Source organism: Pseudomonas sp. Y5-11, from assembly GCF_022368695.1.
Lineage (GTDB): Bacteria > Pseudomonadota > Gammaproteobacteria > Pseudomonadales > Pseudomonadaceae > Aquipseudomonas > Aquipseudomonas parakoreensis.
Genome location: NZ_CP058974.1, coordinates 2814533 through 2834550 on the forward strand (window position 1 = coordinate 2814533; position 20018 = coordinate 2834550).

Annotated in this window: 23 protein-coding genes; 16 read left to right on the forward strand and 7 right to left on the reverse strand. The window is 60.3% G+C overall.

What is annotated here, in order from left to right; all coding sequences use genetic code 11:
• Window positions 1-100 precede the first annotated feature (100 nt).
• The 4 genes from folE to HXW87_RS12720 all read right to left on the reverse strand — a co-directional run bounded on the left by folE (window position 101) and on the right by HXW87_RS12720 (window position 2397).
• On the reverse strand, window positions 101-646 hold the full coding sequence (gene folE / locus HXW87_RS12705; RefSeq protein WP_003442011.1) for a GTP cyclohydrolase I FolE: 546 nt from the start codon (window positions 644-646) through the stop codon (window positions 101-103).
• Window positions 647-723: 77 nt separating this feature from the next.
• On the reverse strand, window positions 724-1281 hold the full coding sequence (locus tag HXW87_RS12710) for a Smr/MutS family protein (protein ID WP_095667111.1): 558 nt from the start codon (window positions 1279-1281) through the stop codon (window positions 724-726).
• Window positions 1282-1355: 74 nt separating this feature from the next.
• Window positions 1356-1676 (reverse strand): hypothetical protein, encoded by a 321-nt coding sequence (locus tag HXW87_RS12715; RefSeq protein WP_041068857.1) that lies wholly within the window; start codon window positions 1674-1676, stop codon window positions 1356-1358.
• Window positions 1677-1806: 130 nt separating this feature from the next.
• Complete coding sequence (locus HXW87_RS12720; RefSeq protein WP_003223193.1) at window positions 1807-2397, reverse strand: cysteine hydrolase family protein; 591 nt, start codon at window positions 2395-2397, stop codon at window positions 1807-1809.
• A 239-nt stretch (window positions 2398-2636) separates the two neighbouring features.
• Between HXW87_RS12720 and prmB the strand changes: the two genes are divergently transcribed.
• Window positions 2637-3545, forward strand: coding sequence for a 50S ribosomal protein L3 N(5)-glutamine methyltransferase (gene prmB, locus HXW87_RS12725; protein ID WP_047292951.1), 909 nt, complete (start codon window positions 2637-2639; stop codon window positions 3543-3545).
• Window positions 3546-3705: 160 nt separating this feature from the next.
• Here the strand turns inward: prmB and HXW87_RS12730 are convergent, their stop codons facing one another.
• Window positions 3706-4497, reverse strand: coding sequence for a hypothetical protein (locus tag HXW87_RS12730; protein ID WP_047292952.1), 792 nt, complete (start codon window positions 4495-4497; stop codon window positions 3706-3708).
• A gap of 99 nt (window positions 4498-4596) precedes the next feature.
• On the reverse strand, window positions 4597-5550 hold the full coding sequence (locus tag HXW87_RS12735; RefSeq protein WP_047293054.1) for an alpha/beta fold hydrolase: 954 nt from the start codon (window positions 5548-5550) through the stop codon (window positions 4597-4599).
• A gap of 130 nt (window positions 5551-5680) precedes the next feature.
• Here HXW87_RS12735 and aroC point away from each other — a divergent pair, with 130 nt between their 5' ends.
• The 5 genes from aroC to mtnC all read left to right on the forward strand — a co-directional run bounded on the left by aroC (window position 5681) and on the right by mtnC (window position 9898).
• Window positions 5681-6772: a chorismate synthase gene (gene aroC, locus HXW87_RS12740; RefSeq protein WP_041068866.1), complete on the forward strand. Its 1092-nt coding sequence runs from the start codon at window positions 5681-5683 to the stop codon at window positions 6770-6772.
• A 31-nt stretch (window positions 6773-6803) separates the two neighbouring features.
• On the forward strand, window positions 6804-7949 hold the full coding sequence (locus HXW87_RS12745; RefSeq protein ID WP_239779004.1) for an MFS transporter: 1146 nt from the start codon (window positions 6804-6806) through the stop codon (window positions 7947-7949).
• Complete coding sequence (locus tag HXW87_RS12750) at window positions 7946-8572, forward strand: methylthioribulose 1-phosphate dehydratase (RefSeq protein ID WP_047292955.1); 627 nt, start codon at window positions 7946-7948, stop codon at window positions 8570-8572. The genes HXW87_RS12745 and HXW87_RS12750 overlap by 4 nt, the downstream gene beginning before the upstream one ends.
• Window positions 8573-8664: 92 nt before the next feature.
• The gene (locus tag HXW87_RS12755; RefSeq protein ID WP_047293056.1) at window positions 8665-9210 is read left to right on the forward strand and encodes an acireductone dioxygenase; all 546 of its coding nucleotides are present in this window, start codon (window positions 8665-8667) and stop codon (window positions 9208-9210) included.
• 4 nt (window positions 9211-9214) lie between these two features.
• Window positions 9215-9898: an acireductone synthase gene (gene mtnC, locus HXW87_RS12760; protein ID WP_095667107.1), complete on the forward strand. Its 684-nt coding sequence runs from the start codon at window positions 9215-9217 to the stop codon at window positions 9896-9898.
• Window positions 9899-10069: 171 nt separating this feature from the next.
• Here mtnC and HXW87_RS12765 read toward each other — a convergent pair whose 3' ends face one another.
• The gene (locus tag HXW87_RS12765; RefSeq protein ID WP_027613327.1) at window positions 10070-10348 is read right to left on the reverse strand and encodes a DUF3509 domain-containing protein; all 279 of its coding nucleotides are present in this window, start codon (window positions 10346-10348) and stop codon (window positions 10070-10072) included.
• 378 nt (window positions 10349-10726) lie between these two features.
• Here HXW87_RS12765 and HXW87_RS12770 point away from each other — a divergent pair, with 378 nt between their 5' ends.
• The 10 genes from HXW87_RS12770 (at window position 10727) to HXW87_RS12815 (ending at window position 20006) form a co-directional block, all read left to right on the forward strand.
• A complete protein-coding gene (locus HXW87_RS12770; RefSeq protein ID WP_239779006.1) occupies window positions 10727-12565 on the forward strand; it encodes a long-chain-acyl-CoA synthetase in 1839 nt (612 codons plus the stop codon).
• A gap of 97 nt (window positions 12566-12662) precedes the next feature.
• Window positions 12663-13181 (forward strand): ankyrin repeat domain-containing protein, encoded by a 519-nt coding sequence (locus HXW87_RS12775; RefSeq protein WP_047292959.1) that lies wholly within the window; start codon window positions 12663-12665, stop codon window positions 13179-13181.
• Window positions 13182-13339: 158 nt separating this feature from the next.
• On the forward strand, window positions 13340-13870 hold the full coding sequence (locus tag HXW87_RS12780) for a hypothetical protein (protein ID WP_145593234.1): 531 nt from the start codon (window positions 13340-13342) through the stop codon (window positions 13868-13870).
• A gap of 71 nt (window positions 13871-13941) precedes the next feature.
• The gene (locus HXW87_RS12785; RefSeq protein ID WP_007960694.1) at window positions 13942-14133 is read left to right on the forward strand and encodes a PLDc N-terminal domain-containing protein; all 192 of its coding nucleotides are present in this window, start codon (window positions 13942-13944) and stop codon (window positions 14131-14133) included.
• A 237-nt stretch (window positions 14134-14370) separates the two neighbouring features.
• A complete protein-coding gene (gene speE, locus HXW87_RS12790) occupies window positions 14371-15246 on the forward strand; it encodes a polyamine aminopropyltransferase (protein ID WP_041068886.1) in 876 nt (291 codons plus the stop codon).
• A 256-nt stretch (window positions 15247-15502) separates the two neighbouring features.
• A complete protein-coding gene (locus HXW87_RS12795; RefSeq protein ID WP_041068889.1) occupies window positions 15503-15736 on the forward strand; it encodes a hypothetical protein in 234 nt (77 codons plus the stop codon).
• 214 nt (window positions 15737-15950) lie between these two features.
• Entirely contained in the window at window positions 15951-16298 is a 348-nt protein-coding gene (locus HXW87_RS12800) for a ribonuclease E inhibitor RraB (protein WP_041068892.1), read from the forward strand.
• A 535-nt stretch (window positions 16299-16833) separates the two neighbouring features.
• Entirely contained in the window at window positions 16834-18243 is a 1410-nt protein-coding gene (locus HXW87_RS12805) for a circularly permuted type 2 ATP-grasp protein (RefSeq protein ID WP_041068899.1), read from the forward strand.
• 12 nt (window positions 18244-18255) lie between these two features.
• Window positions 18256-19206 carry an alpha-E domain-containing protein gene (locus HXW87_RS12810; protein ID WP_007960702.1) on the forward strand — a complete coding sequence of 317 codons (951 nt, stop codon included), beginning with the start codon at window positions 18256-18258 and terminating at the stop codon, window positions 19204-19206.
• Window positions 19203-20006 (forward strand): transglutaminase family protein, encoded by an 804-nt coding sequence (locus HXW87_RS12815; RefSeq protein ID WP_047292964.1) that lies wholly within the window; start codon window positions 19203-19205, stop codon window positions 20004-20006. Before HXW87_RS12810 ends, HXW87_RS12815 begins: the two co-directional genes overlap by 4 nt.
• The last annotated feature ends 12 nt before the right edge of the window (window positions 20007-20018 follow it).

A 20018-nucleotide genomic window follows, 5' to 3' on the forward strand; every position in this document is an offset into this window, starting at 1 on the left:
TGAAAGCCTCACGGTGCAAAGAGAGAAGGGCGCGCAGCTTACCCGATTTTTCACGGACGAAAAAAAACCGGCGATCAACGCCGGTTTTTTCTGCAGCCGATTACTTGATCAGGCTGAGGAACTCGCTGCGAGTCGCCGCGTTTTCGCGGAACTCACCGAGCATCACCGAAGTGATCATCGACGAATTCTGTTTCTCGACACCGCGCATCATCATGCACATGTGCTTGGCCTCGATCACTACGGCCACGCCCAGCGCACCGGTGACTTGCATCACTGCATCGGCGATCTGGCGGCTGAGGTTTTCCTGGATCTGCAGGCGGCGGGCGTACATGTCGACGATCCGCGCGACCTTCGACAGGCCCAGCACCTTGCCGCTCGGGATGTAGGCGACGTGCGCCTTGCCGATGAACGGCAGCAGGTGATGTTCGCACAACGAGTACAGCTCGATGTCCTTGACCAGCACCATTTCGCTGTTGTCGGAGCTGAACAGGGCACCGTTGGTGACCTCTTCGAGCGTCTGTTCATAACCGCGGCAGAGGTACTGCATGGCTTTGGCGGCACGCTTTGGCGTGTCGAGCAGGCCCTCGCGGGAGACGTCCTCGCCCAGTTGGCCGAGAATCGCGGTGTAATTCTGTTCCAGGGACATGAAACTACCTGTGGGGATTTTCGCAAAGGGCAAGGGTACGGTGGCGGACACAACCCTGCAAGTTCGGTGTAACGCGATTATTCGTCGCGGCCTTCCATCATGGTGCGTTTGAGCATCACATACACCGCACCGGCACCGCCGTGTTTTGCCTGACACGAGCAGAAACCGAGCACTTGCGGGTGCTGGCGCAGCCAGGTGTTGACGTGGCTTTTGATCATCGGCCGCTTGCCGTCCAGGCGCACGGCCTTGCCGTGGGTGACGCGCACGCAGCGGATTTCGAATTTGGTCGCCTCGGCGAGAAACGCCCAAAGCGTCTCGCGGGCCTTTTCCACGTTCATGCCGTGCAGGTCGAGGCTGCCTTCGAACGGGATCTGGCCGATCTTGAGCTTGCGCATCTGGCTTTCCTGCACCCCGTCGCGGGCCCACATCAACTCGTCTTCGGGGCCGACGTCGATCACGAACTGATCGGACAGACCATCCACGGTGGTGTTGTCGGTGCGCACAGTGGCGGACTGGCGCAGCTTGGCAATTTGCGCGCGGTCAGCCTTGGGTTTGCCGGTGTCGGCGCGGTCGTGCTTGATCGGCTTGACGCCTTGGATCGCACTTTTGAACAGGGAAAAATCGTCGTCTTGCATGTCAGCCTCCGCGAAGGGCGGCCAGTTTACCCAAGTCGAAACAAAACGGCCCGGCAAAAAGCCAGGCCGTGCAGTCAGTCGTGTTTTTTCATCAGGTGCGGGGACATGTTCAGTTCCCGCGATTGTCGGGCGCGACGCCGGCATCGACGCCACAGGGCCACGCCGAAGTACAGGAACAACAAGCCGACCGCGAGAATGATCGCCGAACCCATCGGCGTGGCATTCAAGTCGCCGAGCGCCGGCGGGCGTCCCAGCAGGCTGGCGGCACCGGCCATCGCCAGCAGCACACCGAACGTCGCCAGCATGGCGGCGATCGCTGCGCCGAATCGAAAACGCCAGTTGCTTTGGCCTTTGGGCCGCAAGCGGCGTGCGTCAAATCCATCGGATAACTTCATTCCGACCTTCCTCAATGGGTATCGGCCCTTCGACCGGGAGTTGACCGGGTTGTTCCTGAGGCTAAGGCAATTGAAGCAAATGCGAGGCTTTTGCGGATGAGCGGCGCGCTGAGCCGCTCATTCGTAGAGATCAGATCAGATCCTGAGTCAGGGCGAGGGTGGCGAAGTTGTCGGCCATGATCGCCATTTCCGCTTCCTGCACCACGGCGGCGCTGAGCACGCGGCCCTTGAACGGCAGGTCACGGGTGGCGCAGGCGTCTTCGACCAGGGTGCAACGGAAGCCCAGGTTCTTCGCCGCGCGTACGGTGGTGCTGACGCTGGAGTGGCTCATGAAACCGCAGACGATCAGGTCCAGCGAGCCAAGATTCTGCAAACGGTCGAGCAGTTCGGTGCCGTGGAACGCGCTCGGCAGCAGTTTGCCGATGATGGTTTCGTCACCTTGTGGCTCAAGGCCGGGGATGAATTCGCCACGTTCGCCCTGTGGGTCGAACAGGCCACCGACGGTGCCGAGGTGACGCACGTGCACGATCGGCCGACCGGCTGCACGGGCCGCAGCGACCAGTTGTTTGATGTTCGCGACGGCCGCGTCCATGCCGCTCAGGGCCAGCGGGCCACTGAGGTACTCTTTCTGGGCATCGATGATGACCACGGTGGCATGGCTCAGTGTGGCCGCTGCGTAACCGCGGCCGCTGAGTTGAAACATCGTTTTTGGAACGGACATTCTGGGGCTCCTTGGGGTGGGGCTTTTGCGGCATTGTCCTCTGGCTGAGCGCTTCTGTGAACCGCTACCATCGTAGGCGCCGTCGTTATTGGCCTGCAGCCTTGTCAAGTTACACGTTCTGTTCAATAGCTGATGCAAAAATCAGAAAGGTCCTACTGTCGCTCCGCGGATTTTCCTGCGTCGTCGGCGCGCGATTTGGCTGGTAGAATCGCCAGTCGTTTTTTCTGGAGTTCTGCCCCGTGATCACTTCCCGACTTCGTACCCTGCGCGACCACATCCGTTGGGCCGTCAGCCGCTTCCATGGGGAGGATCTGTTTTTCGGCCATGGCACCGACAACGCCTGGGATGAAGCCCGGCAGCTGGTGCTCGGTGCCTTGCACCTGCCGTGGGAGATCGCCGACAGCTACCTCGACTGTGCGCTGGAAGACGACGAACTGGTCAACCTGCAGCGCCTGCTCAAGCGTCGCATCGAAGAGCGCATCCCGACTGCCTACCTGCTGGGCGAGGCGTGGTTCTGCGGCATGTCGTTCATCGTCGATGAGCGCGTGCTGATCCCGCGTTCACCGATTGGCGAGCTGATCGAAAACCGTTTTGCCCCATGGATCGGTGACGAACCTGCGCGGATTCTCGATTTGTGCACCGGCTCCGGTTGCATCGGCATCGCCTGCGCCTACGAGTTCCAGAACGCTGAAGTGGTGCTGGCCGATCTGTCGTTCGAAGCGCTGGAAGTGGCCAATCAGAACATTGAGCGCCACGGCGTCGATGAGCGCGTGTACACCGTGCAGGGTGATGGTTTCGATGGGTTACCAGGCCAGCGTTTCGATCTGATCGTGTCGAACCCGCCGTACGTTGACGCAGAAGATTTCGCCGACATGCCGGACGAATACCAGCACGAACCGGAGCTGGGCCTGGCCTGTGGTGATGACGGCTTGAACCTGGTGCGACGGATGCTCGCCGAGGCGGCGGATCACCTGACCGAGAAGGGTTTGCTGATCGTGGAAGTGGGCAACAGCCAGGTGCACGTCGAAGCGTTGTACCCGGAAGTCGATTTCGCCTGGCTCGATTTCGAGCGCGGCGGGCATGGCGTGTTCATGCTGACCGCAGAGCAGTGCCGCGCTCATCAGGCCTTGTTCGCCTCCCGCGTTTGACCTGACTGACTTCTGTGGCGAGGGAGCTTGCTCCCGCTGGTCTGCGAAGCAGACCCAAAATATGCAATGACGGTGCACCAGACATACTGCATGTGCATGTTTTACGACTGCTTCGCAGCCGAGCGGGAGCAAGCTCCCTCGCCACAGGTCATCGCTGATTTCAGCGGTGTGTGGCAATCCAGATCAACAACCCCGCCTGAAACACCGCAAACGCCACCAGACAGGTAATGGTGAAGCGCAAGCCAGCGTCTTCACGCTTGAACTTGCTGACCTTCTCTTCCTGCTTCTTCAGCTTTACTTCCTGCTCGGCCAGGTTCTGCTCGGCCTGCTGCAGCATCTGCGCCGCTTCGAGAATTTCGACGATCTGCAGCTTCTCGCTGTTCCAGTCGCCCAGCAAGTCACCGACCTGCACCTCTTTGACGCTGCCCTTCAAATGCTGGGCGTCGGCGTAGACCACGTCAAACCCATGCACGCGCAAGAAGTGATCGCGACGCAGGCGGGTGTCTTCGTTCAGCGCGTCCTTGTTGTTCAGGTCCATGCCGTCGACGGTGTAGGCGGGCCAGCGTTTTTTCGCCCAATTGATGCCTTGCGCGGCCAGGAAGCGACCGATGCCACGGTTCAGCGGTTCGATCTGCAAGCCGCTGTCGGGGCCGAAATGCACACGCTTGCTGGTGTGATTGACCCACACATCGAGATGGTTCTGTTCTTTGCGCACGCGCTGGCCGGGCAGTTTGATTGCCATGCGCATCAGGCTGTGCTCTTTGCTGTTGCGCTCGGCATAGCCGAATTCGACAAAACGCAACGGCCGGCCACCGGTGTGACGGTCAGTCTGCAGCGGAGCCAGGCGGAGCATCTTGTGGTGCTCGACGCTGACGTCCGCCCATGGCAGCTCGACCGCTGGCGGTGCGTCTTTTTCAGCGGTGGTGTCGGGTGAAGTCTGGGTATCAGTCATAACGGCGAGATCCTGTCCAAGCCCTGCTTGTCGCCAGCCGGTACGCTGGCGACAAAGGCTTATCGGCCGTTTTTTTCAGGACTGGAGGGTAAACACCGTTTAACGGCTGCGAAGTCCGTCAATAAATTCGATGAGTTTGCCGCCCAACTCCGCCGCCAGTGGCAAATTCGGGTCCTTGTAGGAGGCCAATTGCCGCTTCACATCGGCGGCGACGATGCGCATGACGTGGTTCATGCCGTCGATCACCACCAGTTCGGCATTGGGATTGGCCGCTTTGAGCGCCTGTGCATCGCCGACGCCGACCTGCATGTCGTTGCTGCCCTGAACGATCAGCGCCGGCATCTTCAACTGTGCAAACGCCTTGGCCGGATCCTGACGGAACAGCGAAATCAGGTACGGCTGCACGCTCGGGCGAAAAATCGGTTGCAGTGGCGCCGGCACGTTGGCGTCGGTATGGCCGGCCTTGAGGCTGTCGAGCAGCTGATTGCTGCGCAGCATCAACGGTGGTGGCAGGCTGCGCGCCAGTTGTTCGCGAATCACTTGATCCACTGGCCTTGCGCTGCCGGACAGGGAAATCAGCGCAGCAGCCTCCGTGCGCGGTGCGGCGAGGGTGGCGATGAGGGCGCCTTCGCTGTGACCGAGCAGGATCAGCGGGCCGAAGCGCGGATCACTTTTCAGCTTCTGGCTCCAGGCCACAGCATCGTTGACGTAGGCCTCCACCGACAGATTGCGCTCGTCGGGCGTGGCCGCGAAGCTCGCAGCGACACCGCGCTTGTCGTAGCGCACGCTGGCAATGTTGTGTTTGGCCAGCACCCAGGCCAGCCGTTTCAGGCTGTCATTGCGCCCGCCATCGGGGTTGTTGCCGTCACGATCCGTAGGACCGGAACCGGCAAGGATCAGGACAACCGGTACCGGGGTGTCGGATTTTGGCAGCAACAGCGAGCCGAAAAGCTCACCGTTGCCGGTGTCCAGAGAGATCGGGCGCTGCAGGACAGTCGCATGGGCAAAACCGGTCAACAGGGTAAGACTCAAGATCAGAACTCGCAGCATCATCACGCCATCATTCGCCAAGGTGCCGGTTGGACTCACCAACACCACTAAGGTTCGAGGATGAACTACTCGGTTAGCCTGCGTATACTGGCGCGCATCACGAATTCGGGTTTGATTTCACGGAGCGTCCTGCATGTCCGGCAATACCTACGGCAAGTTGTTCACTGTCACCACCGCTGGCGAGAGCCATGGTCCGGCGTTGGTCGCCATTGTCGACGGCTGCCCGCCGGGCCTGGAGATCTCTCTTGAAGACCTGCAGCGCGACCTCGATCGGCGCAAGCCGGGCACCAGCCGCCACACCACCCAGCGTCAGGAAGCCGACGAAGTCGAAATCCTCTCCGGCGTGTTCGAAGGGCGCACCACCGGTTGCTCGATCGGCCTGTTGATCCGCAACACCGACCAGAAGTCCAAGGACTATTCGGCGATCAAGGATCTGTTCCGTCCGGCGCACGCCGACTACACCTACCACCACAAATACGGTGAGCGCGATTATCGCGGCGGCGGACGCAGTTCGGCGCGCGAAACGGCCATGCGCGTGGCGGCCGGGGCGATTGCGAAGAAATTCCTCGCCACCCAAGGCATTGTCATTCGTGGCTACATGAGCCAGCTCGGCCCGATCGAAATTCCGTTCAAGACCTGGGATTCGGTGGAACAGAACGCCTTCTTTAGCCCGGACCCGGACAAAGTGCCGGAGCTGGAAGCCTACATGGACCAGTTGCGCCGCGATCAGGACTCGGTCGGGGCGAAGATCACCGTGGTTGCGGAGGGCGTGATGCCGGGTCTGGGCGAGCCGATTTTCGATCGCCTCGACGCTGAACTGGCGCACGCGCTGATGAGCATCAACGCGGTGAAAGGCGTGGAAATCGGCGCCGGTTTCGCCTGCGTCGCTCAGCGCGGCACCGAGCATCGTGATGAACTGACCCCGGAAGGTTTCCTCAGCAACAACGCTGGTGGCATTCTTGGCGGGATCTCGTCCGGTCAGCCGATTGTTGCGCACCTGGCGTTGAAGCCAACGTCGAGCATCACCACCCCGGGTCGTTCGATCGACATTCATGGCAACCCGGTGGACGTGATCACCAAGGGCCGCCATGACCCGTGCGTCGGCATCCGCGCCACGCCGATTGCCGAAGCAATGATGGCCATCGTGCTGATGGACCACCTGCTGCGTCACCGTGGGCAGAACGCCGACGTGCGCGTCAGCACGCCGGTGCTGGGTCAGCTTTGATGGTTGATCGCCAAGCCGTCGCGGTCTGACCGTGGCGGCGCTCCCATACTGGCGGCTGTCCAGTTTCTATCTGTTCTATTTCGCCTTGCTCGGTTCGACAGCGCCGTTTCTGGCGCTGTATTTCAATCACCTCGGCTTCAGCCCCGCGCGCATCGGCGAACTGGTGGCGATCCCGATGCTGATGCGCTGTGTGGCGCCGAACATCTGGGGCTGGCTCGGCGACTACACCGGCAAACGCCTGGCCATCGTGCGCTTCGGCGCAGTGTGCACGCTGCTGACGTTCTCGCTGATTTTCGTCAGCAAGACCTACGCCTGGCTGGCGATGGTCATGGCGCTGCATGCGTTCTTCTGGCACGCGGTATTGCCGCAATTCGAAGTCATCACTCTCGCGCATTTGCAGGGACAAACCTCGCGCTACAGCCAGATTCGCCTGTGGGGTTCGATCGGTTTCATTATCACCGTGGTCGCGCTGGGGCGCTTGTTTGAATGGCTCAGTCTCGATATCTACCCGGCGGCGCTGGTGCTGATCATGGCCGGTATCGTCCTCAGTAGCCTGTGGGTGCCGAATGCGCAACCGCCGCAGGGTAACCGGCCAAACGGCGAAGGCTTCCTCAAGCAACTGCGCAGCCCCGGTGTGCTGGCGTTTTACATCTGCGTCGCACTGATGCAGATGAGCCACGGCCCGTATTACACCTTTCTGACCTTGCACCTTGAACGACTCGGTTACAGCCGAGGCGTGATCGGCATGTTGTGGGCCGTCGGCGTAGTGGCGGAAGTGCTGATGTTCATGGCCATGAGCCGGATTCTCGCGCGGTTTTCCTTGCGTCGGGTGCTGATGGTGAGTTTTCTGCTGGCGGCGCTGCGCTGGTTGCTGCTAGGTTCGTTCGCCGAATTCCTGTGGCTGCTGTTGTTTGCGCAGGTGCTGCACGCGGCGACTTTCGGCAGCTTTCATGCGGCTGCCATCGCTTTCGTGCAACGTAGCTTCGGTGCGCGCCAGCAAGGCCAGGGCCAGGCGCTTTACGCCGCGCTGGCCGGCACCGGTGGCGCGCTCGGTGCGTTGTATTCCGGTTACAGCTGGAATGCCCTCGGCGCGACATTGACCTTTAGTATTGCCAGTCTCGCGGCGCTCGCTGCTGCCGTTATCATTGCCACACGTATGCAAGAGGACAGGCCATGAGCCTTACGCGTGAACAGCTCGCCCAGCAAATCGTCGACGCCGGGCGTTTTCTTTATGGTCGCGGCTGGTCGCCGGCCACCAGCAGCAATTACTCGACGCGCCTGTCGCCGAGCCAAGCGCTGCTGACCGTGTCCGGTAAACACAAGGGCCAGTTGGGTCTGGACGATGTGCTCGCCACGGATCTGTCCGGCAACAGCCTGGAACCGGGCAAGAAACCGTCCGCCGAAACCCTGCTGCACACCCAGCTCTATAGCTGGCGCACGGAAATCGGTGCGGTGCTGCACACCCATTCGGTGAACGCCACGGTCCTGTCGCGGCTGACACCGCAAGACTTTATCGAGTTCGAAGACTACGAACTGCAAAAAGCCTTCAGCGGCATCTCCACCCACGAATCCCGGGTGCGCGTGCCGATCTTCGACAACGATCAGGACATTGCGCGCCTCGCCGCCAAGGTGCAGCCTTGGCTCGACGCCCATCCCGATTGCGTCGGATATCTGATTCGCGGCCACGGCCTCTACACCTGGGGTGCGCAGATGAGCGATGCGCTGCGGCAGATCGAGGCTTTTGAATTTCTGTTTGAATGCGAGTTGAAAACCCGCAGCGTCATGAACCGTCAAGGCTGACTTCACCCGAAGCCGCCCGTTTGCCTGATCAAATGCACTGCCCGACCGGTCTGCAAGAACCGGACGGCAAGGCCGTTACCGAGGAATTGCCCATGAGCAGCCTGTCCGTTTATCACGTATCCAGCCCCGAGATTCCGAACAAGGTGCTGACCCATTTCGAAGACATCGCCTCGACGCTCGCCGAGCAGGGCGTACGCTTCGACCGCTGGCAAGCCGCGACGAAGATCCAGCCCGGCGCCAGCCAGGAAGAGGTGATCAGCGCCTATCAGGAGCAGATCGACAAACTGATGACCGAGCGCGGTTACATCACCGTCGATGTGATCAGCCTCAACAGCGATCACCCGCAAAAAGCCGAGCTGCGCGCCAAGTTCCTTGAAGAACACCGCCATGGCGAGGACGAAGTGCGCTTTTTCGTCGCTGGTCGTGGCCTGTTTACTTTGCACATCGACGATTACGTCTACGCGGTGCTGTGCGAGAAGAACGACCTGATCTCGGTGCCGGCCGGCACCAAACACTGGTTCGACATGGGCGAGCACCCGCATTTCGTGGCGATTCGCCTGTTCAACAACCCGGAAGGCTGGGTCGCCAACTTCACCGGCGAAGATATCGCCGGGCGCTTCCCGCGTCTGGAGGACTGAGCCGATGTCGATCAAAGTCATCCTCACCGACATTGAAGGCACCACCAGCGCGGTGAGTTTCGTCTTCGACGTGCTGTTCCCGTATGCCGCCAGACACCTGCCGGACTTCGTGCGGCAGAACGCCGAGCGCGCCGATGTCGCCGAGCAGATCGCCGCCGTGCGCCGCGACAGCAACGAGCCGCAGGCCGATGTTGAACGGGTGGTGGAAATCCTCCTGAGCTGGATCGCCGAAGACCGCAAGGCCACGCCGCTCAAAGCGCTGCAAGGCATGGTCTGGGCGCAGGGCTATCAGGCCGGGCAGTTGAAAGGCCACGTTTACCCGGACGCTGTTGAAGCGCTCAAGCGCTGGCATCAGGCCGGTTATCAACTGTTTGTGTATTCGTCCGGTTCGATCCAGGCGCAGAAACTGATCTTTGGTTGTTCCGAAGCGGGGGATCTGACGCCGCTGTTCAGCGGGTATTTCGACACCACCTCGGGGCCCAAACGCGAAGAACAGTCCTATCGCAACATCCAACAGGCAATTGGCGTCGAGCCGGGGGAGATTCTGTTTCTGTCGGATATCGTCGAGGAACTGGATGCCGCGCAGGCTGCCGGTTTGCAGACCTGTGGCCTGGCCCGCGAGGGTGGAGAACTGGGAAGCCATATCACCGTCGACAGCTTCACCGGCATCGAACCCGAAGCCTTCTAACCACACAAGTCCCTGTAGGAGCTGCGGAACGCTGCGATCTTTTGACTTTGATTTAAAAGATCAAGATCAAAAGATCGCAGCCTTCGGCAGCTCCTACATAAGAATTGCGTACAAACAAAAGGCCGTGGAGCAGATGCTCCACGGCCTTTTTTGTTTAATGCGTTTACATTTTTACAGCGAGTGATACGTCGGCAGGGCAAAACGCTGCTGGCTTTGCAGCATTGCAATCTGCGGCAGTTCACTGGCTTCTTCTGCCAGGTCACGACGGATGGCGCTGATTGCCCACGACAGTTGGTCGGCGTTGTGCATTTGCTGGTAGGTCAAGGCGCGCTTGAACACTTTGCCTTCGCTGCTGCGCAAGGTCAGCAAAATCCCGCCATCAGGACGCGGTGCAGTGGTGACGTTGAAGTTGGAGAACAGGGAGGTAAATTTTTCTTGAATCAGGCTCATGTCTTTCAGCTCCGTATGCACTTGAAGGGCAAGCATGCACAGGAGGTTGCAGCGATTGTGCCAGCATTTGAAAAATAAAAAATCCTTTAAAATCAATGGCTTAAAAATCATGAAATTTGCACGGGTCGTGCAAACTGCATGAATGGCCATCGTGCATCCTGCATTTTGCGGGATTCTCTTCAGTTGGACGGAACCAAATGGCAAAGGCGCAATCCCCCGCTGCCAGGCATGAGCGGGCGGATACAAAACATTGCAAAAACCGCGTGTACAGCTTGAGAAGCGCTGTCGTATTTTCGATCCCGACCTTGCCCGCAACGCAGGTCATGCCACGGCCCGAACAATAAGAAACCGGCCTGCCAGGTCGAACGGGGAGCTGCCATGCGTCACGCGCCGAGCGACACGATTACCTGGAGCATGATGCTCCGCAAACTGCCGACAATCGCCAAAGCCATCCCGCGGGTGGTCAAGGGCATGAAAGTCGCCAACGTCACGGATCCGACCCAAACGTGTGGCCTCGGCTGGACCTTCGAGCAGGCAACCCTGCGTAACCCTGAAGGCCTGGCGATCCTGCAGGACAACGTCTTGCTGACCTACGCGCAGGTCAACCAGTGGGCCAATCGCATCGCCCACTATTTGAGTACGCAGGGCATCGGCAAGGGCGATGTGGTCGCGGTGTTCATTGAAAACCGGCCGGAACTGCTGGTGACCATTCTGGCCCTGGCTAAGCTCGGTGCCGTTAGCGCATTGCTCAACACCTCGCAGACCCGCGACACGCTGATTCACAGCATCAATCTGGTGGCGCCAGTGGCGATCGTGCTCGGTGAAGAACTGCAGCCGGCGTTTGCCGCGATCCGCGAGCAGGTGTCGATCCCGGCGCAGCGCACCTGGTTTATCGCTGACCGCGACACCTACAGCCACCCGGGCATTGCGCCCGAGGGCTACCTCGACCTGATCAGTGCCAGCGCCGATGCGCGCGGTGACAACCCGCCCAGCAGCGGCGAAGTGTTCTTCAACGACCCGTGTTTTTACATCTACACCTCCGGCACCACCGGCCTGCCCAAGGCCGGGGTGTTCAAGCACGGCCGCTGGATGCGCAGCTCGGCCAGCTTCGGCATGATCGCTCTGAACATGACGCCCGACGACGTCGTCTATTGCACCTTGCCGCTGTACCATGCCACCGGCCTCTGCGTGTGCTGGGGCTCGGCGATCAATGGCGCTTCCGGGTTCGCCATCCGCCGCAAGTTCAGCGCCAGCCAGTTCTGGCCGGACGTGCGTCGCTATAACGCGACCACGCTCGGGTATGTCGGCGAATTGTGCCGCTACCTGGTCGATCAGCCGCCCAGCGCCGATGACAGCCGTCACGCCGTGCGCAAGATGATCGGCAACGGCTTGCGTCCCGGCGCCTGGGCCGAGTTCAAGACCCGGTTTGCCGTCGAGCACATCTGCGAACTGTACGCGGCGAGTGATGGCAATATCGGCTTCAGCAACATTCTCAACTTCGACAACACCATTGGTTTCTCGCTGATGGCCTGGGAACTGGTGGCTTACGACCACGACAGCGGGCAGCCGCTGCGCAGCGCCAACGGCTTCATGCGCAAGGTCGGCAAGGGCGAGCAGGGCTTGCTACTGGCACGGATCGACGAAAAGGCCCCGCTGGACGGCTACACCGACCCAGAGAAAACCGCCAAAGTGGTGCTGCACGATGTGTTCAGCAAGGGCGACCGCTTCTTCAATACCGGCGACTTGCTGCGCAATATCGGTTTCGGCCATGCGCAGTTTGTCGATCGCCTCGGCGATACCTACCGCTGGAAGGGCGAAAACGTCTCGACCACGGAAGTGGAAAACCTGTTGTTGCAGCATCCGCACATTTCCGAGGCGGTGGCCTACGGTGTGGAAGTGCGCAACACCAACGGTCGCGCCGGGATGGCCGCCATTACGCCCGCCGAGTCACTGGCGACCCTGGATTTCACTGAATTGCTCGCGTTCGCCCGTCAGCGTATGCCGGCGTATGCGGTACCGCTGTTCCTGCGGGTGAAGGTGAAAATGGAAACCACCGGGACGTTCAAATACCAGAAGACCCGTTTGAAAAACGAGGGCTTCGACCCCGCCCAGACGGGGGATGACCCAATCTATGCCTGGTTGCCCGGCACTCAGACTTACGTGCAGGTGACGGATCAGGTGCTGGCCGATATTCATCAGGGCAAGTACCGCTATTGAGATTGGCTATGGCAGGACTTGAGAAAAAGGGGGTGACAGCGATGGTCGCGCTCGGGAAACTGTCGGCTTTGCGAATAACCGAAAGTGGAGTTGCCCCATGTCTGACCAAAGCCGCCAGATGACCCCTGAAGAAGCTGCCGAATTCACTGAGCAGGTGTTCAACAAGGCGCGCGAAGGTGATGCGCTGATGCTTGATCGGCTGATCAGCGCCGGTTTGCCGGTGAACCTGAAAAACAGCAAGGGCGATACGCTCTTGATGCTCGCCAGTTACTACGGCCACGTCGACGCGGTGCAGGTGCTGCTCAAGCACAAGGCTGACCCGGAAATGCGTAACGGCAACGGCCAGAGCCCGATTGCCGGCGCCGCGTTCAAGGGCGATCTGGCGGTGGTCAAGGCGCTGGTGGAAGCGGGTGCCGAGATCGAAGGTTCGTCCTTTGACGGGCGCACGGCGTTGATGATGGCGGCGATGTTCAACCGCGTTGAAATCGTTGAATACCTGATCAGCAAGGGCGCCAACCCGCAAGCCAAGGATGCCAACGGCATCACCGCGCTGGACGCGGCCCGCACCATGGGCGCAGTCGATACCACGGCGCAGCTGGAAAAGCTGCTGGCCTGATAAGGTCAAAAGATCGCAGCCTGCGGCAGCTCCTACAGGTCTCACATTCGTTCGCCAAATGGGTGCGGAACTTGTAGGAGCTGCCGCAGGCTGCGATCTTTTGCTTTGTGCGCTATCCTCCGCGCCCTCAAATTCAACCTTCCACAGGATCCGCCCTCATGAAAGCCGCACTCGTCGAACTCATCAGCAAAATCAGCTCCGGCTGCATGGGCGAGGACGAGATCCTGAACGTGGCCGACGAAGCGGCGCAGGCCTACGCCGATGCCGATGCGTTCCTCGCGGCCAACCCGGACATCAACTACGACGACACCTTCCCGATTCCGCTGGGTGAGTGGGTGGTGGTCGGCAGCCTGCCGGACACCGTGCTGTTCCAGGCCGACACCTACGTTGACCTGTTCGCACAGATCGTCGCCTCGTTTGGCCCGGGCGTCGAATTCAACCTCAAGCCCAAGCAACTGGCCAAGACCGAGGCACTGACCGCACTCAACCGCATTCAGGTGCAGATGAGCAGCCTGAACAAGGAAAACGGCGGTTACACGCTGATGAACTTCAGTCAGCTGCTCGATGACGAGCTGCAAGTGGTGCTGGTCTACGGCAACGACGTGCCACGAGTGCTGGAGCTGTGTGCCGAAGTCGGCATCGCGGCGACGCCGTCGCTGGAAGCGCTGAAAGTCGCCGTTCACGTCTGAACGCAATAAAAGGGAACCCTGCGCGCGACCGTCTATCCTAAAAGTGCATGCCACTAATCTGGAGTGACACCATGGGTTCCACGTTCAACGGGCTGATTGGCCTGATCATTCTTGCCCTCGACATCTGGGCGATTATCAACGTACTGAAAAGCGGTGCCGAGACCGGGATGAAAATCCTCTGGGTCCTGCTGATCATCCTCCTGCCGGTGCTGGGCCTGATCATCTGGGCGATTGCCGGGCCGCGGGGCAATGTGCGGGTCTGACCACAACTTTGAATGCACCCCATAACCTGTGGGAGCTGGCTTGCCAGCGATAGCATCGCAGCGGTTTCACTGACAGACCGCGTTGACTGCATCGCTGGCAAGCCAGCTCCCACAAGGTTATGCGGATTGTCGATGAACAGAGGTTCGACCTGTCATCTTCGGCAACGTAGAATGCGCGCCTTTCCCGGGCAATCGTCCCCACGATCGACGCCCGCGCATTCATCGGAGCACTTGACCATGACCGTCACCAAGACCAGCGAGTACCTGGAAACCCTCTACGAAGGCTACGGCCAGCGTTTTCGCATGGAAAAACTGCTGCACGAAGTGCGCACCGAACACCAACATCTGGTGATCTTCCAGAACCCGCGCATGGGGCGGGTGATGGCGCTGGACGGCGTGATCCAGACCACCGAAGCCGACGAATTCATTTACCACGAAATGCTCACCCACGTGCCGATCCTCGCCCACGGCACCGCCAAGCGGGTGCTGATCATCGGCGGCGGTGACGGTGGCATGCTGCGCGAAGTGACCAAACACGCCAGCGTCGAGCACATCACCATGGTCGAGATCGACGGCACCGTGGTCGACATGTGCAAGGAATTTCTGCCGAATCACTCCAAGGGCGCCTATGACGATCCACGCCTGAACCTGGTGATCGACGACGGCATGCGTTTCGTTGCCACCACCACAGAAAAATTCGACGTGATCATCTCCGACTCCACCGACCCGATCGGTCCGGGCGAAGTGCTGTTCTCGGAGAACTTCTACCAGGCCTGTCACCGTTGCCTGAACGAAGGCGGGATCCTCGTGACCCAGAACGGCACGCCGTTCATGCAGATCGATGAAGTCAAAACCACCGCCGGTCGCCTGCGCAGCCTGTTCCCGGACTGGCACTTCTATCAAGCGGCCGTGCCGACCTACATTGGCGGTTCGATGACCTTCGCCTGGGGCTCGACCAACCCGGCCTACCGCAAGCTGAGCCGTGAAACCCTGCAGCAGCGCTTCATCGGCAGCGGCATCGTCACCCGCTACTACAACCCGGAAATCCACATCGGCGCGTTCGCGCTGCCACAGTACGTGCTGCAGGCGATCAACAAGCCAAGCAACGACTAACCAGGTCGATGGATTCCTTGTGGCGAGGGAGCTTGCTCCCGCTTGAGTGCGCAGCACTCACAAAATCTGCGATTTTTAAATATTTTGGGGCCGCTTCGCAGCCCAGCGGGAGCAAGCTCCCTCGCCACAAAATTTTTCCAGTCATAAAAATGATGTTTTTTTCATGTTCGTGCGCCGCAATCCTTTTGAACGATCAATCTCGCCAAAAGTCGAGATACTAGTAAGCCCATTTGCGGGTTTGATCGAGGAGGCACCGATGCAAAAGTGGAAAGTCACTTTCGTGGACGATCATGGTGAAATTGTCGATGAGGTGTTCGAGCGCGCGGAATGCCCCAGTGATGACGAGGCTGCACGCCTGATCAAGGAACGGCTCCTGCCGGTGGCCGCCAAACTGGATCTGAACGATCTGGAAGGGCGAACCCCTGATGCGGGCGTCAAAAGCCTCGAAACCCAGAACAGCATCAAGATCCGCAGCATCACTCCAATCTGAAAATCTTCCTTTCATCCGAAACAACCAGGCCTTGGCAGCAGCTCTATCTTGGGGCTACTCTGCAAGCGAGATCAGCGAACGAATCGCTAAGGTCTGGTCTTGTCAGCTACATGCTTGTTTCCCGCCGGCAATCGGGTTGCCGATGTACTTCTGGCCTGTAAGGCCCGGGGCGGGAATACGGAAAGTCTATCCATCTATCCGAGGGGGACGTTTCATGAGCACAGCCTATCAAGAAGACATCAGCAGCAACGTACTGCGCCGCATGAAAGAAGGCGGTTTCGACTTTTCCCGGTTCCATCCCATCGAGTTCTACGCCATTTTCCCGGACGAGGAGCGGGCGCGCAGGGCGGCGGGCAAATTTCGTGGTGAATCCATCAATGCCCAGGTCAGTGCGCGCGAAGATGGCGCCTGGTCACTGGAACTGAGCAAAGTGATGCACGCGACCTATGACGACATTGGCGATTTCGAGCAGGGCTTTTCTGCCGTGGTCGAGCCGCTGGGCGGCATCATCGAAGGCTGGGGCGTCAAGCAGGAGGTGCGCAACCGCCATCGTCTGAACTGATCTCTGGTTTCAGGTATTGAGCAACGGCTGACCTTCGGGTTGGCCGTTGTCGTTTTCAAAGATCAAAAGATCGCAGCCTCCAGCAGCCCCTGCACCAATCACCTGCAGGAGCTGCTGGAGGCTGCGATCTTTTGCTTTTTACTTTCAAAACATTTCAGAAAGGCAAAAAAAAGCCACCGGAGAGGGTGGCTAAAAGGGAAGACCGATAAGGAGAGGAAACCGGTCAGGGTTACGGCCTGCGGGGACTGCGCGGGCAGTCCGGATCAGTGGAGCTGAAGCCTTCAGTGGGGAAGTTTTCAGCGGATGCGCCGATTATCCGCAGCCCGGCGCAAGCAGTGAAATCAACTCTGACTATGCTGGTGATAGGCGATGCAGTGCGTCGCAATGAAGCGGGGGCAATCCTGTTGGAGCATTTGCCGCACAGGAATGGTGCGGTGTTTGCGGCTTGATTATCCAACCGATTGAAATCAAAGCGTTTATGCCGATGGCACGGGCCTTGCGAAGGCCTGTAGGTCCGGGTGACAAGGAGTACGGCATGATCCGCACCTATTTTGATGAAATGTACGATGCCGGCGGCCAAGTCCGCCCGCATTACCGGGAGTTCGCCCGCTGGCTTGCCGACACGCCTGACGAGTTGCTGGCGCAACGGCGGCGCGAGGCCGACCTGCTGTTCCACCGGGCCGGGATCACCTTCACGCTCTATGGCGACGAGCAGGGCACCGAGCGCCTGATTCCGTTCGACACCATTCCGCGCAGTATTCCCGCCAGCGAATGGCGGATCGTCGAGCGCGGCTGCATCCAGCGGGTCAAGGCGCTGAACATGTTCCTCGCCGACCTCTATCACGAACAGCGCATCATCAAGGCCGGGATCATCCCCGCCGAACAGGTGCTGGCCAACGAGCAGTACCAGTTGGCGATGCAGGGCCTGGACCTGCACCGCGATATCTATTCGCATATCTCCGGCGTTGATCTGGTGCGCGACGGCGACGGCACCTACTACGTGCTCGAAGACAACCTGCGTACCCCAAGCGGCGTCAGCTACATGCTTGAAGACCGCAAGATGATGATGCGCCTGTTTCCGGAGCTGTTCGCTGCCCAGCGCATCGCGCCCATCGATCACTACCCGAACCTGTTGCTCGACACCCTGAAAAGCTCCAGCCCGATCGACGACCCGAGCGTGGTGGTACTGACGCCGGGGCGCTTCAACAGTGCGTTCTTCGAACACGCCTTTCTGGCACGGGAAATGGGCGTCGAGCTGGTGGAGGGCGCGGATCTGTTCGTGCGTGACGACAAGGTCTTCATGCGCACCACCGACGGGCCGAAAGCGGTGGACGTGATCTACCGGCGTCTCGACGACGCTTTCCTCGACCCGCTGGCGTTCCGTCCGGACTCAATGCTCGGCGTGCCGGGACTGTTGTCTTCCTATCGCTCGGGCAACGTGGTGCTGGCCAACGCCATTGGCACCGGCGTGGCGGACGACAAGTCGGTGTACCCGTTTGTCACCGACATGATCCGCTTTTACCTCGACGAAGAGCCGATCCTGAAGAACGTGCCGACCTGGCAGTGCCGCAACCCTTCGGAACTTTCCCACGTCCTGGCCAATCTGCCGGATCTGGTGGTCAAGGAAACCCAAGGCTCCGGCGGTTACGGAATGCTGGTGGGGCCGGCGGCGACGGCGGCGGAAATCGATGCATTCCGCGAGCGGATCAAAGCCAAACCCCACGCGTACATCGCGCAGCCGACGTTGTCACTGTCGACCTGTCCGACCTTTGTCGAAAACGGCATTGCACCACGCCATATCGACCTGCGTCCGTTTGTACTGTCTGGCCGCGAAACCCGGGTCGTGCCCGGCGGTTTGACCCGAGTCGCCCTGCGTGAAGGCTCCCTGGTGGTGAATTCCTCCCAGGGTGGCGGAACCAAGGACACCTGGGTGGTCGAGGATTGAAGGAAGCTTGCCATGTTAAGTAGAACTGCCTCGGATCTGTACTGGATGTCGCGTTACCTGGAGCGGGCGGAAAACCTCGCGCGGATGCTCGATGTCAGTTATTCGCTGTCGCTGATGCCGCAGGACGGTCGCGGCGACGGTCTGCACGAGCTGGCCATGCCGCTGCTGATTACCGGCACCCTCGACGATTACCTGGAGCGTCACGGCGAACTGCATGCCGAACGCCTGCTGCACTTTTTCGCCCTCGATGCGGCCAACCCGGCGAGCATCTACAGCTGTCTCGGCGCGGCGCGGGCCAGTGCGCACGCGGTGCGTGGACGAATCACCGCAGACATGTGGGAGAACATCAACGCCACCTGGCTGGAGATTCGCGGCATTGCCGAGCAGGGCCTCAGCCGTTACGGCATGAGCCGTTTCTGCGAGTGGATCAAGGAGCGCTCGCACCTGTTCCGGGGCGCGTCCTACGGCACGATCATGCGTAACGATGCATTCCGCTTCATTCGCCTGGGCACCTTCATCGAGCGTGCAGACAACACGCTGCGCCTGCTCGATGCGCGCTACGAAATGGCTGGCGATCAGGCCGAGGCCGTCAGTGACGGCACCGCCCACGCTTACTATCAATGGAGTGCGCTGCTGCGGGCGCTGTCGTCATTCGAGGCCTACACCGAGATCTACCGCGACGCACCCGGCGCCCGGCATGTCGCCGAGCTGCTGCTGTTGCGTGCCGATGTGCCGCGCTCGCTGCGCGCCTGCACCGAGGAAATCGACCAGATCCTCGCCCAGTTGCCAGGGGCCAACGGCCGTCCGGCGCAACGTCTTGCCGCTGAGATGGACGCGCGTCTGCGCTACACCGGCATCAACGAAATCCTTGCCGAAGGCCTGCACGCCTGGCTCACCGAATTCATCCCGCTGGTGCGCCAGTTGGGCAATGCGATTCACAGTTCATACCTGGAGGCTGCATGAGACTTTCCATTAGCCACGAGACCACCTATCACTATGAAGATCAGGTGCGGGCGAGCATCCAGTATCTGCGCCTGACCCCGCACGACAGCGAGCGTCAGCACGTATTGAGCTGGCAGCTTGACCTGCCGCGACCGGTGCGCGCCCAGCTCGATCCGTTCGGCAACATCCTGCATGTGCTGACCATGGACGAACCGCACGAAGCGATCATTATCGGCGCCCGCGGCCAAGTGGATATCGACGAATTGCGTGAGGCCGAGCATGAGAGTCAGTCGGCGCTGCCGTTCCTGCGCTTCACTCGCCTGACCGAGGCGGACGAAGCGTTGCGTACGTTTGCCGAAAAATCCTGCAAGCAGCGACGTGACCGCACAGCCCTGATCGATCTGATGCACGGCTTGAATCAGCACATGACCTACACGCCGGGCTCCACCGAAGTCGACACCAGTGCCGCCGAAGCCTTTGCCGGGCGCGCCGGGGTTTGCCAGGATCACACTCATGCCTTTCTCGCCTGTGCACGCAGCCTGGGGATCCCGTCACGCTACGTTTCCGGCTATCTGTACAGCGAGGACGCCGAGCATCTGGCCAGCCATGCCTGGGCCGAAGCATGGCTGGATGACGCCTGGTACAGCTTTGACGTGACCAACCAATTGGCCCGCCCGGAGCGGCACTTGAAACTGGCGGTGGGCCTGGATTATCTGGATGCCTGCCCGGTGCGCGGCATGCGCCGGGGCGGGGGGAGCGAGCAGATGCATGCGAAGGTGTTGGTGTCGCCGACGCCAGTCATTTCCGTGCAGCAACAGTAGATCCGGAATACC

Excerpts from the sequence above, each read along its gene's own strand:
- folE (WP_003442011.1), bottom strand. The coding sequence starts at position 646 with ATGTCCCTGGAACAGAATTACACCGCGATTCTCGGCCAACTGGGCGAG.
- HXW87_RS12710 (WP_095667111.1), bottom strand. The coding sequence starts at position 1,281 with ATGCAAGACGACGATTTTTCCCTGTTCAAAAGTGCGATCCAAGGCGTC.
- HXW87_RS12715 (WP_041068857.1), bottom strand. The coding sequence starts at position 1,676 with ATGAAGTTATCCGATGGATTTGACGCACGCCGCTTGCGGCCCAAAGGC.
- HXW87_RS12720 (WP_003223193.1), bottom strand. The coding sequence starts at position 2,397 with ATGTCCGTTCCAAAAACGATGTTTCAACTCAGCGGCCGCGGTTACGCA.
- HXW87_RS12730 (WP_047292952.1), bottom strand. The coding sequence starts at position 4,497 with ATGACTGATACCCAGACTTCACCCGACACCACCGCTGAAAAAGACGCA.
- HXW87_RS12735 (WP_047293054.1), bottom strand. The coding sequence starts at position 5,550 with ATGATGCTGCGAGTTCTGATCTTGAGTCTTACCCTGTTGACCGGTTTT.
- aroC (WP_041068866.1), top strand. The coding sequence starts at position 5,681 with ATGTCCGGCAATACCTACGGCAAGTTGTTCACTGTCACCACCGCTGGC.
- HXW87_RS12750 (WP_047292955.1), top strand. The coding sequence starts at position 7,946 with ATGAGCCTTACGCGTGAACAGCTCGCCCAGCAAATCGTCGACGCCGGG.
- HXW87_RS12755 (WP_047293056.1), top strand. The coding sequence starts at position 8,665 with ATGAGCAGCCTGTCCGTTTATCACGTATCCAGCCCCGAGATTCCGAAC.
- mtnC (WP_095667107.1), top strand. The coding sequence starts at position 9,215 with ATGTCGATCAAAGTCATCCTCACCGACATTGAAGGCACCACCAGCGCG.
- HXW87_RS12765 (WP_027613327.1), bottom strand. The coding sequence starts at position 10,348 with ATGAGCCTGATTCAAGAAAAATTTACCTCCCTGTTCTCCAACTTCAAC.
- HXW87_RS12770 (WP_239779006.1), top strand. The coding sequence starts at position 10,727 with ATGCGTCACGCGCCGAGCGACACGATTACCTGGAGCATGATGCTCCGC.
- HXW87_RS12775 (WP_047292959.1), top strand. The coding sequence starts at position 12,663 with ATGTCTGACCAAAGCCGCCAGATGACCCCTGAAGAAGCTGCCGAATTC.
- HXW87_RS12780 (WP_145593234.1), top strand. The coding sequence starts at position 13,340 with ATGAAAGCCGCACTCGTCGAACTCATCAGCAAAATCAGCTCCGGCTGC.
- HXW87_RS12785 (WP_007960694.1), top strand. The coding sequence starts at position 13,942 with ATGGGTTCCACGTTCAACGGGCTGATTGGCCTGATCATTCTTGCCCTC.
- speE (WP_041068886.1), top strand. The coding sequence starts at position 14,371 with ATGACCGTCACCAAGACCAGCGAGTACCTGGAAACCCTCTACGAAGGC.
- HXW87_RS12795 (WP_041068889.1), top strand. The coding sequence starts at position 15,503 with ATGCAAAAGTGGAAAGTCACTTTCGTGGACGATCATGGTGAAATTGTC.
- HXW87_RS12800 (WP_041068892.1), top strand. The coding sequence starts at position 15,951 with ATGAGCACAGCCTATCAAGAAGACATCAGCAGCAACGTACTGCGCCGC.
- HXW87_RS12805 (WP_041068899.1), top strand. The coding sequence starts at position 16,834 with ATGATCCGCACCTATTTTGATGAAATGTACGATGCCGGCGGCCAAGTC.
- HXW87_RS12810 (WP_007960702.1), top strand. The coding sequence starts at position 18,256 with ATGTTAAGTAGAACTGCCTCGGATCTGTACTGGATGTCGCGTTACCTG.
- HXW87_RS12815 (WP_047292964.1), top strand. The coding sequence starts at position 19,203 with ATGAGACTTTCCATTAGCCACGAGACCACCTATCACTATGAAGATCAG.